The organism is Mesorhizobium sp. M0664 (genome assembly GCF_040320565.1).
Taxonomy (GTDB): domain Bacteria; phylum Pseudomonadota; class Alphaproteobacteria; order Rhizobiales; family Rhizobiaceae; genus Mesorhizobium.
Window position 1 is genome coordinate 1 of record NZ_JAMYPW010000064.1, and the last position, 16,783, is coordinate 16,783.

The 16,783-nt window shown below is 62.3% G+C and carries 19 protein-coding genes and 1 pseudogene; 11 read left to right on the forward strand and 9 right to left on the reverse strand.

Translation table 11 applies throughout. The features are described 5' to 3' along the window. Positions 1-151: 151 nt before the first annotated feature. Entirely contained in the window at positions 152-700 is a 549-nt protein-coding gene (locus NKI39_RS31590; RefSeq protein ID WP_352474656.1) for an RBBP9/YdeN family alpha/beta hydrolase, read from the reverse strand. 271 nt (positions 701-971) lie between these two features. Here NKI39_RS31590 and NKI39_RS31595 point away from each other — a divergent pair, with 271 nt between their 5' ends. After that, a complete protein-coding gene (locus NKI39_RS31595; protein WP_352836798.1) occupies positions 972-1,784 on the forward strand; it encodes a VOC family protein in 813 nt (270 codons plus the stop codon). Position 1,785: 1 nt separating this feature from the next. On the opposite strand, the gene NKI39_RS31600 is transcribed toward NKI39_RS31595, so the two are convergent. From NKI39_RS31600 to NKI39_RS31615, 4 genes are read right to left on the reverse strand one after another with little or no spacing between them, the layout of a single operon-like run. Next, positions 1,786-2,358: an RBBP9/YdeN family alpha/beta hydrolase gene (locus NKI39_RS31600; protein ID WP_352836801.1), complete on the reverse strand. Its 573-nt coding sequence runs from the start codon at positions 2,356-2,358 to the stop codon at positions 1,786-1,788. Beyond that, positions 2,358-3,665, reverse strand: a complete 1,308-nt coding sequence (purB, locus tag NKI39_RS31605; protein ID WP_352836804.1) for an adenylosuccinate lyase — start codon at positions 3,663-3,665, stop codon at positions 2,358-2,360. The genes NKI39_RS31600 and purB overlap by 1 nt, the downstream gene beginning before the upstream one ends. A 59-nt stretch (positions 3,666-3,724) precedes the next feature. Beyond that, positions 3,725-4,225 carry a hypothetical protein gene (locus tag NKI39_RS31610; RefSeq protein WP_352836807.1) on the reverse strand — a complete coding sequence of 167 codons (501 nt, stop codon included), beginning with the start codon at positions 4,223-4,225 and terminating at the stop codon, positions 3,725-3,727. An 11-nt stretch (positions 4,226-4,236) separates the two neighbouring features. After that, on the reverse strand, positions 4,237-4,962 hold the full coding sequence (locus NKI39_RS31615) for a DUF2259 domain-containing protein (RefSeq protein ID WP_352501595.1): 726 nt from the start codon (positions 4,960-4,962) through the stop codon (positions 4,237-4,239). A 249-nt stretch (positions 4,963-5,211) separates the two neighbouring features. On the opposite strand from NKI39_RS31615, the gene NKI39_RS31620 reads away from it, so the two are divergent. Then, complete coding sequence (locus NKI39_RS31620) at positions 5,212-5,466, forward strand: DUF2171 domain-containing protein (protein ID WP_352474015.1); 255 nt, start codon at positions 5,212-5,214, stop codon at positions 5,464-5,466. 46 nt (positions 5,467-5,512) lie between these two features. Here NKI39_RS31620 and NKI39_RS31625 read toward each other — a convergent pair whose 3' ends face one another. Together NKI39_RS31625 and NKI39_RS31630 are read right to left on the reverse strand one after the other, a co-directional pair. Beyond that, entirely contained in the window at positions 5,513-6,532 is a 1,020-nt protein-coding gene (locus NKI39_RS31625) for a P1 family peptidase (protein ID WP_352836844.1), read from the reverse strand. A 14-nt stretch (positions 6,533-6,546) separates the two neighbouring features. Continuing rightward, the gene (locus tag NKI39_RS31630; RefSeq protein ID WP_352836810.1) at positions 6,547-7,620 is read right to left on the reverse strand and encodes a branched-chain amino acid ABC transporter substrate-binding protein; all 1,074 of its coding nucleotides are present in this window, start codon (positions 7,618-7,620) and stop codon (positions 6,547-6,549) included. Positions 7,621-7,800: 180 nt separating this feature from the next. On the opposite strand from NKI39_RS31630, the gene NKI39_RS31635 reads away from it, so the two are divergent. From NKI39_RS31635 to NKI39_RS31655, 6 genes and pseudogenes are all read left to right on the forward strand, one after another. Then, positions 7,801-8,295 (forward strand): flavin reductase, encoded by a 495-nt coding sequence (locus NKI39_RS31635; protein ID WP_352836813.1) that lies wholly within the window; start codon positions 7,801-7,803, stop codon positions 8,293-8,295. Between the two features lie 33 nt (positions 8,296-8,328). Continuing rightward, positions 8,329-8,437 (forward strand): annotated as a pseudogene (locus NKI39_RS34400) (AAA family ATPase); the annotation flags it as partial. Positions 8,438-8,522: 85 nt separating this feature from the next. Then, complete coding sequence (locus NKI39_RS31640) at positions 8,523-8,861, forward strand: XdhC family protein (protein ID WP_352836815.1); 339 nt, start codon at positions 8,523-8,525, stop codon at positions 8,859-8,861. 6 nt (positions 8,862-8,867) lie between these two features. Next, a complete protein-coding gene (locus NKI39_RS31645) occupies positions 8,868-9,572 on the forward strand; it encodes an XdhC family protein (protein WP_352684212.1) in 705 nt (234 codons plus the stop codon). Next, positions 9,569-11,179 (forward strand): NTP transferase domain-containing protein, encoded by a 1,611-nt coding sequence (locus NKI39_RS31650; protein ID WP_352836818.1) that lies wholly within the window; start codon positions 9,569-9,571, stop codon positions 11,177-11,179. Before NKI39_RS31645 ends, NKI39_RS31650 begins: the two co-directional genes overlap by 4 nt. A 92-nt stretch (positions 11,180-11,271) precedes the next feature. Continuing rightward, positions 11,272-12,129: an alpha/beta hydrolase gene (locus NKI39_RS31655; protein ID WP_352772732.1), complete on the forward strand. Its 858-nt coding sequence runs from the start codon at positions 11,272-11,274 to the stop codon at positions 12,127-12,129. On the opposite strand, the gene NKI39_RS31660 is transcribed toward NKI39_RS31655, so the two are convergent. Beyond that, entirely contained in the window at positions 12,126-13,163 is a 1,038-nt protein-coding gene (locus NKI39_RS31660; RefSeq protein WP_352818137.1) for a DUF1176 domain-containing protein, read from the reverse strand. The genes NKI39_RS31655 and NKI39_RS31660 overlap by 4 nt on opposite strands. A gap of 123 nt (positions 13,164-13,286) precedes the next feature. Between NKI39_RS31660 and NKI39_RS31665 the strand changes: the two genes are divergently transcribed. Then, on the forward strand, positions 13,287-13,793 hold the full coding sequence (locus NKI39_RS31665) for a DUF1993 domain-containing protein (RefSeq protein ID WP_352836847.1): 507 nt from the start codon (positions 13,287-13,289) through the stop codon (positions 13,791-13,793). Between the two features lie 45 nt (positions 13,794-13,838). Here NKI39_RS31665 and NKI39_RS31670 read toward each other — a convergent pair whose 3' ends face one another. After that, positions 13,839-14,003 (reverse strand): hypothetical protein, encoded by a 165-nt coding sequence (locus tag NKI39_RS31670; protein ID WP_023674744.1) that lies wholly within the window; start codon positions 14,001-14,003, stop codon positions 13,839-13,841. Positions 14,004-14,387: 384 nt separating this feature from the next. On the opposite strand from NKI39_RS31670, the gene NKI39_RS31675 reads away from it, so the two are divergent. Both NKI39_RS31675 and NKI39_RS31680 read left to right on the forward strand, forming a co-directional pair. Next, positions 14,388-15,455: an aldo/keto reductase gene (locus NKI39_RS31675; RefSeq protein ID WP_352836822.1), complete on the forward strand. Its 1,068-nt coding sequence runs from the start codon at positions 14,388-14,390 to the stop codon at positions 15,453-15,455. A 47-nt stretch (positions 15,456-15,502) separates the two neighbouring features. After that, positions 15,503-16,762, forward strand: a complete 1,260-nt coding sequence (locus NKI39_RS31680) for a cysteine desulfurase-like protein (RefSeq protein ID WP_352836825.1) — start codon at positions 15,503-15,505, stop codon at positions 16,760-16,762. Positions 16,763-16,783: the final 21 nt, after the last annotated feature.

A 16,783-nucleotide genomic window follows, 5' to 3' on the forward strand; every position in this document is an offset into this window, starting at 1 on the left:
CTACCCTCTCTCAGCGTTCCTTTCTGACCCATTCGGCAGCGAAAGTCATAAGACAAGCAATTCCAGGAAAAGTGTGAAACGGTTTCCGTCCGGAATGCGTCAAAACAAAGAGCTAGAGCGGTTCGCCGTTTCCGTGAAACGGTGAACCGCTCTAGAGATCCGTCAGGAATTTCGCGAACGTCATCGAACCTTCGGGCCAGGGGCCGAAGCCGGAATCCGCGTTGAGATGACCGGCATCGCCGGCGTCGATGAACAGCGAGCCCCACGCCGCGGCAATGTCCTCGGCGACGCCGAAGGCGCAGAACGGGTCGTTGCGGCTTGCGATCACCACCGACGGAAATGGCAGCGGGTCACGCGGGTAGGGGCCGAAGGTCATCAGGTGCCTCGGCTTTATCTCAGGGTTGGCGACATCGGGCGGCGCCACGAAGAAAGCGCCGGCGACCGGTCGCTCGAACCGAGGCAATGCCTGGATGACCGCGGCGACGCCAAGCGAGTGAGCGACAATGACGACCGGCCGCTCGGCCTCGTTAACGGCCTTGGCGACACCGGCCGTCCAATCCTCGCGCACCGGCTTCGACCATTCCGTCTGTTCGACGCGGCGCGCTGTCGATAGTTTCGACTGCCAGCGGCTCTGCCAATGATCGGGGCCGGAATTGGTGTAGCCCGGCACGATGAGAATATCTGCTTCCCTGACTTTCATGGCGCGCATGTAGCGAGAGGCGCTGTCGGGTGCAACCGGGTATGAACTCAACAGCGACACGCAAACGGCCTCTCATCAGCCCGGTTCTGCTCGCTATTGTGAACACCATGTTCGCTTCTTGCGCTCTTGTGTGAACGATCGCGATCGACGATCTGTCGCTGAGAAAGAATGGCTGTTCCGAGATTTTGGCACGGACACGGCGTAGAATGATTGATGGCGCCGGGTTCCTTCGTTGGAAGCTTGTCGAGCGCCGGCTGAACGGAGCACTTTGATGAGCGAACTGCCTTTTGCCGCGACGACCCCGGTCAGCGTTGCCCGTGTCGGCTTGCGGGCGCGCGATGCAGAAAATCTCGCTGCCTACTATCGCAAAGTCGTCGGTTTGCAGGAACTGACCCGCTCCGGCGGCACGATTACGCTCGGCGCAGTCAATCGCCCTTTGCTCGACATCGAAGCGGATCCGGCTGCGAAACCCGATGACCCGCGCAGCGCCGGTCTTTTCCACACCGCCTTCCTGCTACCCGGCCGGGCCGATCTCGGCCGCTGGATCAATCACGCCATCGCCGGTAAGATCGGCATCGAGGGCGCATCCGACCATCTGGTCAGCGAGGCTCTTTATCTGACTGATCCGGAAGGCAACGGCATCGAGATCTATGCCGACCGCCGCCCCCAGGATTGGAAATGGAATGGCGACAAGATCGCGATGGCGACGGAGCGGCTGAACATTCCGTCGGTCATTGCCGAAGTGCCGGCCGGTGACGCCGGCTGGCAGGGCGCGCCGGAAAACAGCATTATCGGCCACGTCCATTTGCGGGTCGGCAGGCCGGAAGAAGCCGAAGCATGGTGGCATCAGGAGTTCGGTTTCGAAACAGTGGCAAAGTACGGTGGCGCGGCGGTGTTCCTGTCGTCCGGCGGCTATCATCACCACATTGGCGCAAATGCGTGGCAGAGCGCGGGCGCCGGTCGCCGCGATCCCGCCCGCTCCGGCTTGGCCTGGGTCGAGATGCGTTCGGACAATGCCGCAAGCGAGACAACCCGCGAGGATCCGTGGGGCACGGTGATAAGGACGGTTCCCGGTAAGGCGTAGGCTAGAGGTTCGCCTTCTCAAGCAGGCGTCCAAGCATCAGCAGGCCCGCTGGCCATAAGCCGAGGCGGGCCTCGTTTCCCATATGGCCAAGATCGCCGGCATCGGCGATGTCCGCACCCCAGGCTCCGGCAAAGGCGGTCGCCTTGTCGAAGGTGACGCGTGGGTCGCTGCGGCTCGCCACCACCAATGTCGGGAAGGGCAGGCGCTTCAGCGGCATCGGCGCGAACGGGCGCACCGCGTCGAATGAAGGATCGGTATCCTCGACATTGGTCGCGGCGACCAGGAATGCCGCCGCGACCTTGTCGAGTTGGCTTTGACTGGCGCCGGCAGCCCACTTCACCGCCGTCGCCACCGCCAGCGAATGCGCAAGCAGCACGACGCGGCGCGGTGCGGCGGCCACCGCGGCATCCACCTGGCCGATCCAGTCTTCAGGCTTTGGCCGGTCCCACTCGGCCTGCAGCACGCGGCTCGAATTGGGGAACACCCGGCACCAATGCGACATCCAATGATCCGGCCCGGAATTGCCGCGCCCGGGCAGGGCGAGGAAATCGAAATCTCCGGCCGACGAAATCATCAGGCTTCTCCAAACACTCGGCTAAAGATCGTATCGACGTGCTTGGTATGATAGCCCAAGTCGAATTTCTCGCGGATCTCGGCCTCGGGCAAGGCTGCGACAACGTCCTTGTCGGCCAAAAGTTCCTCAAGAAAATCAGCGCCTTGCTCCCACACCTTCATGGCGTTGCGCTGCACCAGCCGGTAGGCGTCCTCGCGCGAAACACCGGCTTGCGTCAGCGCCAGCAGCACGCGCTGCGAATGCACAAGGCCACGGAATTTGTTCATGTTCTTCAGCATGTTGTCGGGGTAGACGAGCAGTTTGTCGACAACGCTGGTCAGGCGTGAGAGCGCGAAATCGAGCGTCACCGTCGCGTCGGGCCCGATCATGCGCTCGACCGAGGAATGCGAGATGTCGCGTTCGTGCCAGAGCGCCACATTCTCCATTGCCGGCAATGCGAAGGAGCGCACCATGCGGGCAAGGCCGGTGAGGTTCTCGGTCAGCACCGGGTTGCGCTTGTGCGGCATCGCCGACGAGCCCTTCTGGCCGGGTGAAAAGTACTCTTCTGCTTCGAGTACCTCGGTGCGCTGCAGATGGCGCACCTCGATCGCCAGCCGCTCGATCGACGAGGCGATGACGCCGAGCGTGGCGAAGAACATCGCATGGCGGTCGCGCGGAATCACCTGCGTCGACACCGGCTCGGGCTTCAGTCCGAGTTTCTTGGCCACATATTCTTCGACATAGGGGTCGATATTGGCGAAGGTGCCGACCGCACCCGAGATGGCGCAGGTGGCGATGTCCTCGCGTGCGTGCACCAGCCGCTCGCGGCAACGCGAGAATTCGGCATAGGCCTGCGCCAGCTTGACGCCGAAGGTGGTCGGCTCGGCATGGATGCCGTGGCTGCGGCCGATGGTGATGGTGTCCTTGTGCTCGAAGGCGCGGCGCTTGAGCGCCGCAAGCAGCCCGTCAATGTCGGCCAGCAGGATGTCGCTGGCGCGGGTGAGCTGCACGGCAAAACAGGTGTCGAGAACGTCGGAGGATGTCATGCCCTGGTGGATGAAGCGGGCATCCGGCCCGACGAATTCAGCAAGATGGGTGAGAAAGGCGATGACGTCATGCTTGGTGACGCGCTCGATCTCGGCGATGGCGTCGACGTCGAACTTCGCCGCTCCGCCTTTCTCCCAGATGGTCTTGGCGGCCTCCTTCGGGATGACGCCGAGCTCGGCCAATGCGTCGCAGGCGTAGGCCTCGATCTCGAACCAGATACGGAACCGGGTTTCGGGTGACCAGATGGCCACCATTTCCGGCCGGGAGTAGCGAGGGATCATCAGTCGGTCCTGACTTGTGAGAGCATTTGCCCGCGTCCTAACAGAGGCAGGCAAAATGCTCAACGTTGCTGGCGCGCAAACCAGACACTGGCGACAGCGAGTGCAACGAAACCGAGCGGAAAATACAGCCGGATGCCGAGGACGACGAACTGATAGAGTGCCGTCAACATCGTGAACACGAACTGGAAAATCCAGGTGATGGTGAACGCAGGCGCATGCCATTGGACATAGTAGGAGCGGTATTGCAGCCCAAAGAGGCCGCCGGTGACGGCGATCGTCGCTGCGAGAAGGCAAACGAAGGCGGCAGCGAGGGCGATCTCCCAGTGGCGTCCGAGCGAGACGAGCCGCGCCAGGAGAAGCCCAATCGGGAAAGCCAGCGCACCGCCGGCAGCATAAAGCAGCGAGACGAAGCGGATCTTTGCCGGGGTCTCCCAATCGTACTGCAGCAGATTGAGCAGCGCGCTGGCGCCCATCGCTGCCGCCCACAGCAAGGCACCGGCAAATGCGGTGCGCAGCGACGGCAGAGCACGGCGGAGACGGCGCAGAGCGCGATAGCGCATGGCGGGGAACGTCACAGGCGACCGGTTACCGCGATCCAGCGATAGTCCGGCCCTTCGAAGCCGTATTGGCGCACCGCGATCAGCACGGCATAGGCGCTGAGGCTATCCAGCGAAAATGTCTGAACCGCGCCGATCTGGTAGCCATTCGGACAGCCTCTGCTTTGCGGGATCGATTTGTCCTCGTGAATGATCCTCGTCTGGCCGCCATCCTTCGCCTCGATGCGCAGCAGGCGAAAGCCGTTGATCTCGCCCTGGCTCTGGCAGCGTTCGGTGTCATTCATGCCGATCTGGTCGAGCCGGAACTCGAGCGGATCGTCGACCGGCGAGAAGATCGGGCGCGGATTGACCACCATGCGGAAGGGATCGGCAGAAAGCTCGGTCACCGGGTTGAAGCCGGCGGTGATGCCGCGATTTGCCGTGAGTTCCGCCTGACTGACGATCGCTTCGCCCCTTTGCCGGGCCTGCAGCCGCGCTGCGGCCACCGTGGCATTCTCGTCGTCGAGCCGGACACGTATCGGCGAGCCCTTCAGGAAACTGTCGTCGGCCGTGTCGATATAATAGCGTGTCGCATAGGGAAATCCCGATCCGTCCTGGACGCCGTATTCCTCGAAGGCAAAGACCCCGCCATCACTGCTGAAGCCGAGGATCTCAAGCTCGGCGACATCGCCTGCGAAGGCGGCGGCCAAAGTTGCAAGCGGGGCAAGCAGGCAGACTGCAAACAGGGCAAGATTTCGCATGGGGCTTTCCATTCCGACGGTCGACGCCCTCAAATTCCTATCACGATGCCGTCAAAAGATCGTGCTGACTGAAACACAAAGTCGATGCATCCAATCCGGCCGTCGTTTGTTATTGTCGGCAACTTCACCGCATCGTGCCTTCCGAAAATCAGGATCGATTTTCGGAAGGCGCGATGCATTGATTCAAAAATGTTTAGAGCGTCCTTTGCGCGTTCAAAGGGACGCGCGGCGCTCTAAGGGAGACCCCCAATGATTGATGCAGCCAAGATTCGCGAACGTATGGAAGTGATCGGCGCCGACGGCGTCCATGTCGGTACCGTCGACAAGGTTGACGGAGATCGCATAAAGCTGACCAAGCGCGACAGCGGCGAGGGCGCTCACAGGGGCCATCACCACTTCATTCCTCTCAGCCTTGTCGCCGAGGTCGAGGGCCAGAAGGTGCGGCTGTCGGCAAACTCGGATGTTGCGGTCACGTTCGAGGAAGAAAAATCCGAACCCACCTGATCATAATCCAGTCTGACTACGGCTCACCCGAATGAGCGTTGCGCGTTCAGCGCGACGACCAGACCGGGAACAGATCGCCCTCGGCCGGCGTCGCGGCAAAGACGCCGCGGCTGATGGCGCGTGCCATCGTGGCGCCGGCCGCGGCGTAGAGATCGATTGCATCGTTGAGCCCGAGCTCGATGCCGCTCTTGCCCGTTGCCAGCGCGAAGACCAGATCGCCGTCTGCGGGCGTGTGTGTCGGCCAAATGGCACGGACAAAGCCGTCATGCGCCGATATCGCCAGACGTTTGGCGTCGGCCTTCGTGAGTACCGCATCGGTGGCGATCACGGCGATGGTCGTGTTGGCGCCGGTTTCCGCCTGTTCTGCCGCATGCTTGTCACGGAACTTCAGCAGGACCTTTCTGGCATCGTCAGGCATCGGGTGGGGATAGCCTAACCCGCCGAACTCGTCGCCGATCTCGAACGGCGCCGCCCAGAAATGGCGGGTCCCTGCGACCGTCACCGAGCCGGTCGGGTTGACGGCGGCGAGCGCGCCGATGGTGACGCCGCTGTCCAGCACTGTCGAGGCCGAGCCGAGCCCGCCCTTCAGGCCGGAACTCAAAGCCCCGCTACCTGCGCCGGCAGTGCCGAGCGCAAAGTCTATCGCAGCGGCTTGCGCGGCTTCGTAGCCAAGGTCACGGTAAGGCGGATACCGGCCCCAATCCTTGTCGCCGCCATTGCGCAGGTCGAACAGGATCGCCGCCGGCACGATCGGCACGCGAAAGCCGCCGACCTCGACGCCGATGCCCCTTTCACGCAGTGCCGCCTGCACCCCCGACGCGGCGTCGAGGCCAAAAGCAGACCCGCCCGAAAGCACCACGGCATGGATGGCGTGGATCGAATTGTGCGGCTCGAGCAGGTCGGTTTCGCGGGTGCCCGGCGCACCGCCCAGGATTTGCACGCCGGCCACGGCCGGTTCGTCGCAGATGACGGTGGTCACACCGGATTTCAGCTTGGCATTCGCCGCATTGCCGACACGCAGGCCGGCGACGTCGGTGATGAGATTGCGCGGACCCGTATGGAACATCCCTGTGCTGGACATCATTGGCTCTCCGCCGGCACGAAACGGCCGCCGTCGAAACGGAAGGCTCGATAAGGATTTTGCGTCAGGTCACCTTTTTCGTCAAAGCGGATCGGTCCGATCGCCGTGGTGAAGTCATGCGCGGTCAGCACGTTGGCCAGCCTCTCGCCGGAGCTTTGCGTCAATGCTGAAGCCGACTTGGCGATCTCGACCGCGGCATAGGCGGGCAGCGTGTAACCTTCCGGCACGATGTTTTGTCCGGCAAAGCTCTGCAGCACCTTGGGGTCGGCGACATCGACCCATTCGGGCGGCGCGATCATCAGCGTGCCGTCGGCATAAGGCACGTCGCCGAGCGGCGCGCGCAACGCTTCGCCGCCGGCAAACACCATGCCGGTATGTAGCTGGCCAGCATCCCGGCCCATAATGGCGACATCATCGCCGTCGCCGCCGGCAAAGACATGCGTTGCGCCGGCTTTCCTAAGTCGGCCGATCAGGCCGATCTGGTTGTCGAGCTGCGGCCGGAACGTGTCGACGAAAACCGGCTTCAGCGCCGCTTGCTCGGCGGCTGCCCGAAATGTCTCGGCCATTTCGCGGCCATAGATCGTACCGTCGTCGACGATGGCGAACAGCTCGGTCTGCCATAGGCGGGTGAGGATGGCAGCGACGGCATTGCGCTCGTCGTCGCCGCGCGGCCCGAGACGATAGATCGGCCATCCGGTCTTGGCGCGCCGGTCGGTCAGGCTTTCCGTGCGAACGCCGACTGTGATCACCGGTATGCCGGCACCCTTGAGGATCGGCAGAGCCGCCTCGATTGCGTCGGTGCACAAAAACCCGATGACGACGTTGACCTTGGCCGCGGTGAATTCCCGCGCGGCGGCGGCGCCACCGTCGGCCGTGCAGGCGTCATCGATCGTCCTGATCTCGGTACCGTCAGCTTCAGCCGCCATTGTCGCGCCGGCCTCGATCTGTTTGCCGAGGATCGCCGACGGCCCCGACAAAGGAGCCGCGACGCCGACCCGCAGCGTCTCGGCGCTCGCACTGCCGGCGACCGAGAGCCAGGCCAGCACCGCTATTGTGGTTGTCCAACGTCGCATGCGAGCGAAGAATTCCTCCGAGCCGATCGCGTGTTCTGCCGGCGCCAATGCCGTCAAGACCTAAAGGCTGGCCAGCTTTGGCGCAACACGCGAATTCGGGATATAGGTCAAGCACTTCGCTTGTGGCCTGCAATATCCCCCCATATATAACGGTTGGTTCTGACTAGTGGAAAATCATCGGTGCTGAAGAAGAATGACATCGGGCCGCAGGCCTACCGCGACGCGATGGCCCATTTTGCTGGCCATGTGCATGTAATCACCACCGATGGCCCTGCCGGCAGGCGCGGCGCGACGGTGATCGCGGCCTGCTCGGTGTCGGATACGCCGCCAACCATCCTGGTTTGCCTCAATCGTGAAAATCCCAAGAACGAGCCGTTCGTGGAAAACGGCAAATTTGCCCTGAACACGTTGGCTTCGGATCAGGAGCCGCTGTCGATCGGCTTTTCCGGCATTACCGGCCTGCCGGTCGAGGAGCGTTTCGCATTGGCCGAATGGGATGTGATCTCGACCGGTGCGCCGACGCTGAAGGGTGCGCTCGCCGTCTTCGACTGCGAACTGATCGACTCCAAGGATCTGGCCACCCACCGTGTGCTTTTTGGCAAGGTTACAGGTTTGCGCATCGGCGATAATTTGCGGCCGCTGATCTATCACAACCGCGGCTACCACGCTTTGTAGAGGCTTTCAGATGGCCGCGTCGGCGAAGACAGGATGACCGAGTTGAAAACCGCGTCCGGCGCCGCGGACGATCGACGAGACGCTCGATCTGTTGACCGGTGCGGACTATGTGGCGGACCGGTCGCTGGCAACCGTGCTGTTTTTTATGCGTTCGGTCGACGCGCGCCCGTGGATCGAGGCTGGCGTGAAGCGCGTCGCATAACCACATGTCTGCCAGGGAGAAAATCATGGAACGCAGTATCTATCTCGATGAGGCCCGCGACCCGCTGATCATCGCGGAGGGCTGGATGAAGGACGGCAAGGATGTCGCCATTGCCACCGTGGTCGAGACCTGGGGCTCGGCGCCGCGCCCGGTCGGCAGCCACCTGGTCATCGACGCCGAAGGCAATTTCCACGGCTCCGTCTCGGGCGGCTGCGTCGAAGGCGCCGTGGTCGCCGAGGCGGTCGATGTTATCGATAGCGGCAAGGCCAAAATGCTCGAATTCGGCGTCGCAGACGAGACCGCCTGGCAAGTCGGCCTGTCATGCGGCGGCCGCATCAGGGTCTATGTAGAAAGATTGGGTTGATCTCGAATGGATCCCTATGCGCTGAAGACACTCAACGCCGAACGCCGCGCCCGCCGCGCGGCAATCCTGGTCACCGATCTCGGCGACGGCCGCGACCGTGTCGTGCGCGAGGGCGACCGGGTAGCCGGCGAACTCGGGGCGGCCATCGCCAAGGCATTTCGCACGGGCAATTCCGGTTCGGTCGAAGCTGAGGGACGGACCTTCTTCCTCAACGCACATCTGCCGCAGCCGCGCCTGGTGGTGATCGGCGCCGTCCACATCAGCCAGGCGCTGGCACCGATGGCCAGGATCGCCGGCTATCCTGTCGAGATCATCGATCCGCGCACGGCCTTTGCCACGCCCGATCGTTTTCCCGATATCGCGCTGCATGCCGAATGGCCAGAGGATGTGCTAACGCGTCAGCCGCTCGATAGCTATACGGCGCTGGCCGCTCTCACCCACGATCCGAAGATCGACGATTTCGCGCTGAAGGCGGCGCTCGACGCCGGCTGCTTCTATGTCGGCGCGCTCGGCAGCCGCAAGACCCACGCCAAACGTGTGGAACGCCTGCTGGCTTCGGGAGCGACCGCCGACCAGATCGCCCGCATTCATGCCCCGATCGGCCTCGACATTGGGGCTGCCAGCCCGGCCGAGATCGCCGTCGCGGTGTTGGCGCAAGCGATCCACGCCTTTCGCTCCCGCGGCCTCGAATCCAAAGGCGCGGTCGCGTGAAATTTGGTCCCGTTGCGATCGATACGGCCGAAGGGGCAGTGCTTGCGCACGCCACCACAGTCGGAGAGCGCCGCTTCCGCAAGGCGCACAGGCTAAGCGCCGGGGATGTGTCCCTGTTGAAGGCCGCTGGCATTTCCGAGGTCGTAGCGGCGGTGTTGGCGCCCGATGATCTCAGCGAGGACGTCGCCGCCGACAAGATTGCCGCATCCATGATCCATCGCAACATCGAGGCGAAGCCCGCCGCGACAGGTAGGGTCAACCTCCACGCGCAGGCTGCCGGCATGTTCACCGTCGACGCGGCGATGATCAACGCCATCAACGCCGTCGATCCGACGATCACCATCGCCACGCTCGCGCAGCATGCGCCGGTCGAAAAAGGTCAGATGGTAGCAACGGTGAAGATCATCCCATTTGCGGTCGCCTCCGCTTTGGTCGATGCCGTGGCAAGGATCTGCGCCGGCGGCGAGATATTTGCGGTCAACGCCTATCAGCCGGTGCGCGTCGGCGTCATCCAGACGGTGCTGCCCGGCATCAAACCCAGCGTGCTCGACAAGACGCTGCGCGTCACCGAAGCGCGCCTGACGCGTTCGGGCGGCAGGCTGACGGCGGAGCGTCGAACCCTGCATGAAATTATCCCCGTCGCCGAGGCTGCGGCCTCGCTGATCCGCGACAACGATATGGTGGTTATCTTCGGCGCCTCGGCGATGGCCGATTTCGGCGACGTCGTTCCCGCTGCTATCGAAAAGGCAGGCGGCACTGTCATCCGCGCCGGCATGCCGGTGGATCCCGGCAATCTGCTGGTGCTAGGCACTCTAGGCGGGAAGCGCATCATCGGTGCGCCGGGCTGCGCCCGCAGTCCCAAGGAGAACGGCTTCGACTGGGTGCTTGACCGGCTGATCGCCGGTCTCGACGTGACCGCCAGGGATATTGCCGGCATGGGTGTCGGCGGGCTGTTGATGGAAATTCCGACGCGGCCGCAGCCGCGCGAGCCATTGCCGGCCAAAGCCGAACCAAAGGTCGAGATCGTGCTTCTGGCCGCCGGCCGCTCCAGCCGCATGGGCGGGCCGAACAAGCTGTTGGCGCTCTTCGATGGCAAGCCGCTGGTCCGTCGCACTGCCGAACGCGCGGTCGGTTCGAAAGCCGGGGCCACTATCGTCGTCACTGGCCACCAGCGCGAGCGCGTGCGCGATGCACTGTCTGGCCTCGATGTGACCCTCGCCGACAATCCGGATTTCGGCGAGGGTCTGTCTTCATCGCTGAAGGCCGGCATCGCCAAGATTTCCGGCGACGCCGCCGGCGCCATGATTGTCCTCGGCGATATGCCTGGCGTCGCGTCGGCCGACCTCGACAGGCTGATTGAGGCGTTCCGCAGGTCCGAAGGCCGATCGGTGGTGCGGGCCTCGCACGACGGGCGGCGCGGCAATCCGGTGCTGCTGCCGCGTTCGCTGTTTGCCGCGATCGCTCACCTCGAAGGCGATACCGGCGCCCGCCATCTGGTCGAGGCCGAAGGGCTCGATGTCATCGATGTCGAGATCGGCGAAGGGGCAGCCGTCGACGTCGACACGCGCGAGGCGCTGGAAGGCGCCGGCGGCGTGCTGCAGGATTGACAAACCGAAGCCGAAAAACGCATGGCTGAGGGATGGCCTTTCGTTCCTGCTTCCGGTTCCGCTTGCCTTCCTCCGGCCTCCCGGCCCTGCTGATGGCGATTCTTTTGTCGCTCTCTTGTGCCGCCTACGCCAATGCTCTCGAACTCAAACCCTTCAAGGACGATCTGTTCGCCTACCCGGGCACGCTCTCGTCCGAGAGCAACGGCGCCTATACGGTTGTCGATTATCGTGAGCTGCGCGACATCAACGCTCGTGACGAAGTGCCTGAGCGTCGTGTACACGCGCAATACACCGACACCGGCGTGCGTAAGGTGCAGCAGGATCTCTTGCTGCCGACCGATGCAGGCGATGTCCGCCACATTGCCGTCGGCAAGACCGGGGGCGCCAGCATCATCGTGCTTTATCTGCACGGGCAGGGCGGCAGCCGTAAGCAGGGCAGCGACGACTTCACCTTCGGCGGCAATTTCAACCGCATCAAGAACCTGATGGCCGGCAATGGCGGCCTCTATCTGTCGCCGGATTTTTCCGATTTCGGCGACACCGGTGCCACCCAGATCGCCGCGCTGATCAACCACTATGCCGAACAATCGCCGAGCGCAAAAATCTTCGTCGCCTGCGGCTCGATGGGCGGCTCAATATGCTGGAAGCTGGCCGCCCGCCATGACACCGGCGGGCGCATCGACGGGCTGCTGCTGCTCGGCTCGCTATGGGACGAGAGTTTCTTCTCAAGCCCCGCCTTCAAGCGTCGTGTGCCGGTCTTCTTCGGCCAGGGCAGCAAGGACCCGGTGTTTCCAATCGAGAAACAGGAAGCCTTCTTCCGATCGATTCTGGCCAAATCGAAAGCCTATCCGACCCGCTTCGTCCGCTTCGAGACCGGCACGCATGGCACCCCTATCCGCATGACCGACTGGCGCGGCACGCTCAATTGGATGTTGTCGAAGGCTCCCTAAGGCGCGGTATTGTAGTCGACGACCGTCTGCGGATTTTCCTCGCCGTCATAAGACGCGTCGACATCGTACTGGACCAGGGAAAAATCGCCGTTGCGAAACAGATAGGTCCCTGATGAAGAGGCATCGCCGATGCCACGCCATTTGTTGAAGCTGGTGATCGTCTTGGTCTCTTCGTCGTAATCGGAATTAGTTGCCCAGCCGGAGGTCTGGAAGCCAACTATGGTCATGCCCAGCAATTTGCCGTCGCTGTCATTGTTCTCGTAGCGGATGTCCATCTCAGGTTCGGCGAACTGCAATTGTCTCACGCCAAGCACGTCGTCGCTCATGTAATAGATCGAGTTTTCGTTGTAGGCCGCGGCCGAGCAGGCGAAATGGAAAAGCCGCGTTTCGCTTTCGGGATCACTGGCAGACGCATCCTTGCCCTTATAGTGGATCGAGAAAATGTCCGGCTCCTGCGCCAAAAGATCCTTGTCACACTGGTCGCCATAAGTCGCGGCAAACGCCTTTTTGGCTTGCTCAAGCGCTGCGTCCTTCTTCGGCGGCGGCGGTCCTTCGCCGCAGCTTGCCGGCACCGCATCCTCGAAATCGGCCTTTGAGGGTTTCAGCGCACCCTTATCGATGAAGATCGAGCGAAATGGCGGTTCCTGGATCGAGGCGTTGATCTGGCGCAGCGTATAGCAGCCGGCAAAGACATTTTCGCTGCCGTCCTTGGCCGTCGCCCGGATGGCGACCGGAACGCTATAGTAGATGCTGCCGGCAGCCCCGTCTTCGGATACGCCACCGGTTTTGACTTCGACCGTGTCCGTGCTGTCATAGCCTTTGACGAAGGAATTGAAATCCTTGGCCGGCTTGGTGTCGCCGAAATAATCCCAGGCGCGCGCGAATTCGTGCCGGCTGATGGCACTATAAAGTGACCGGATGACCGCTTCGGCATTCGACCTGTCATCGATATAAGGCGCGTCTGCGGCGAGCGCCGATTGGCCGGCAATGGCAAGAGACACAAAAGCGGTCGCTGCAAAAAGGGCGCGTCTCATCGGGAACCTCCACTCGATGAAAAATCCTATCATATCGATTGCGGCGACGTGGTGACGCTTGAACAATCGCCTGCGAAGGCGCTACCTCTCGCCCTCGGCAGTCGGGCCGCGTGGAGATTTCTTGTGACCATATCAATGTATGAAGCATCCGTGCCGGTATTTTCGGCGAGGCTGAAGGCACTAGCCAATGTGCTGAACATTGCCGAGCAAAATGCGGCTGATCGCAAGATTGATCCGCAGGTGTATCTGACGGCGAGGCTGGCGCCGGACATGTTTGCCCTGACCAGGCAGGTACAGATTGCCACCGATCACGCCAAAGGCGCCCCGTCACGGCTTGCGGGACGCGAGGTGCCAAAATACGAGGACAATGAGGCGAACTTCGCTGATCTGCAGGCCCGCCTTACCAAGACGCTCGATTATCTCGCGACATTTTCGGCGGCCGAATTCGATGGTTCAGATGACAGGATAGTCGAACTGCGGCTTGCGGGACGCGACGTTTCGATGCCGGGGATGCAGTATCTACTGCATGCCGCCATGCCCAATTTCTATTTCCACCTGACCACCGCCTACGACATCCTGCGCCACAACGGCGTGCCATTGGGCAAGTCGATCTTCCTCGGATCGCGTTGAGATCCGCTCGGGAGATATCCGCCACGGCGGATATCTCACAGTTGTTTAGCGCAGGGACATTTCCCGGGCGATGCGCGGGAAATCGGCCGGCTTGACGCCGATATCGGCGCGATCGGCATTGCTCATCGAATGGAGCAGCGCCAGCGCCGCTCGATAGCGCAGCTGTTCCCGCGGACGCGGACGAGCGAACATTTCAGTGAAGAATCCCATGATTCAAGCCCCTTATTGAACCTCCAAGGCGGTCAATATAAGCAGATCATGACGATTGTGCAGTGCAGCATTCGCATGGCAGCCATGCTGCCCTGATCTTTTTTGACATAATTCGGCTGGTCCGGCGAAACTTCTGCGGCGCTTTGACCGTAGGCGTCTATGCCGGCACTTGGCCGGTTTTTTCCTCGCCATTCCTGGCGAACTTCCGGACTGCATGAAAATGCAGTCCGGCTTTTTATTAGCCGCAGGGATAAACCCTGTCCGCCGGCGTCCCGGGAAAGTCGTCTGACCTTCCATCCGTGGGCTTGGAAGCGGGCGACGCTTTCCTGTATGCTATTGCTTCCTCCTCGCGCAGCCGCGCAAAATTCCCGCCGGAGAAACTCCATGCACAAACGCCGTCTCGGCCAGACCGATCTTTTCGTGTCGCAAATCTGCCTCGGATCGATGACCTGGGGCCAGCAGAACACCGAGGCGGACGGTCACGCTCAGATGGATCTGGCGTTTGCTCGCGGCGTCAATTTCATCGACACCGCCGAACTCTATCCGATCCCGCCCAAGGCGGAGACACAAGGCCGTACCGAGACATTCATCGGCAATTGGATGAAGGAGAAGCGCAATCGCGACCAGGTGATCATCGCCTCGAAGGTAGTTGGTCGCACCGCTAACACCTGGTTTCGGGGCGACCGCCCGTCTAAGCTGGTGCGCGCCGATATCTTCGACGCAGTCGAGAAATCGCTGGCCAGGCTCAACACCGATTACATCGACCTCTATCAGATCCATTGGCCGGAACGCGACGTGCCGTGGGGCGCCAATCCGAACCGGATCGGCGCCGTGCCGCGACGCTCCGATGCCGCCGGCGTGCCGGAGGGCGAGACGCCGATCGCCGAGACGCTTGCCGTGTTCGATGAACTGGTGAAGGCCGGCAAGATCCGCCATTTCGGCCTGTCGAACGAGAATTCCTGGGGCGTCATGCGTTTCATTGGCGAAGCCGACAAGGGCCTCGGTCCGCGCGTCGCCTCCGTGCAGAACGCCTATAATTTCGTCAACCGCACCTTCGAGGTGAACCTTGCCGAAGTCTGCGAGCGCGAGCAGGTGTCGCTGCTTGCCTATTCGCCGCTGGCGCAAGGCTATTTAACCGGCAAATACGATCATGGCGCGCGGCCGCAGGGCTCGCGCTCGCAGTTGTTCAACCGCGGCCAGCGCTACGAGACTCCGAATGCTGCCGAGGTGCAGCTCGAATACAACCGATTGGCGCGCACATTCGGCATGGAGCCGGCGCTGTTTGCCAATGCCTATGTCTCGAACCGGCCCTTGGTCACCTCGAACATCATCGGCGCCACCACCATTTCGCAACTCGAAATGGCGCTCTCTTCCGCCGACGTGGTCTGGACCGAGGACATGCAGAAAGCCGTTGATGCGATCCACCAGCGCGTTGGCAATCCGTGCCCTTGATGCGTCGGGACGTGGTTGTCCGATCGTCATAAGGAGGGGGAACAGCCATGGACTTCCGGATCGACGCGGTGCGCGCGAAATTTCCGGCCTTGTCGCTGACCGACAAGGGCCGCCGGCGCATCTATCTCGACAATCCTGCCGGCACGCAGGTGCCGCAGTCGGTGGCGGACGCAGTATCGCGTTGCTTGCTGACCACGAATGCCAACCTCGGCGGCTTCTTCGACACCACCGTTGCCGCACAAAACATCGTGGACGAGGCCCATCTGGCGATGGCGGATTTTCTCGGCGCTGCGAGCCCGCAGGAAATTATCATCGGTGCCAACATGACGACATTGACCTACCACATGTCGCGAACGCTCGGCCGCACGATGAAGCCCGGGGACGAGATCATCCTCACCCGCATGGACCATGAGGGCAACGTCTCGCCTTGGCTGCAACTGGCAGAAGACCTTGGCCTTGTCGTGCGCTGGCTGCCCTTCGACCAGCAGAGCTGGCAGATCGAAGAGGCGGCGCTCGCCGCGCTGCTTTCCGAGAGGACGCGGCTCGTCGCGCTCAACTACGCCAGCAATCTCACCGGGTCGATCAACCGGGTGAAGGCGTTGACCGGCATCGCCAGGCGGGCTGGTGCGTTGGTCTACGTCGATGCCGTCCAGTTCGCGCCGCATGGCCTGATCGACGTCCAAAACCTCGGCTGCGATTTCCTGATCTGCTCGGCTTACAAGTTCTTCGGCCCGCATATGGGGATTTTGTGGGGCAGGCTGGACGTTATCGATGCGCTTAAGCCGTATAAATGCCGTTGCTCGTCCAATGCCTTGCCGGAGCGCTTCGAGCTCGGCACGCCGCAGATTGAATTGATGGCCGGCCTGTCGGCAGCTGTCGATTATTTTGCCGAGTTGGGCGCGGCAGCCGGCGCGCAAGGATCGCGTCGGCTGAAAATCGCCAAGGCCTTCGAAGTTTCAATCGCTTACGAGAACCCGCTGACGCGACAACTGATCGATGGCTTGTCGGATATTGCCGGCCTGACCATCCACGGCATCACCGATCCGAAGCGGATCAATGAGCGCGTGCCGACGGTGTCGTTCACCGTCGAGGGCATCGTGCCGGAGACGATCGTGCGGCAGATGAATGCGGAAAACATCTTCCTGTGGTCCGGCCACAACTACGCCTGGGAGATCGTCCACCAGCTCGGCATTCCGGCCGAGCAGGGCGTGGTGCGCATCGGCATCGCTCATTACAACACTTCAGCCGAAATCGACGCGACGCTGGAGAGCGTGCACCGCGTTGTCGCCATGCTGAGGCAGGAATGATCCTGAGCGGCCCTCGCGGGC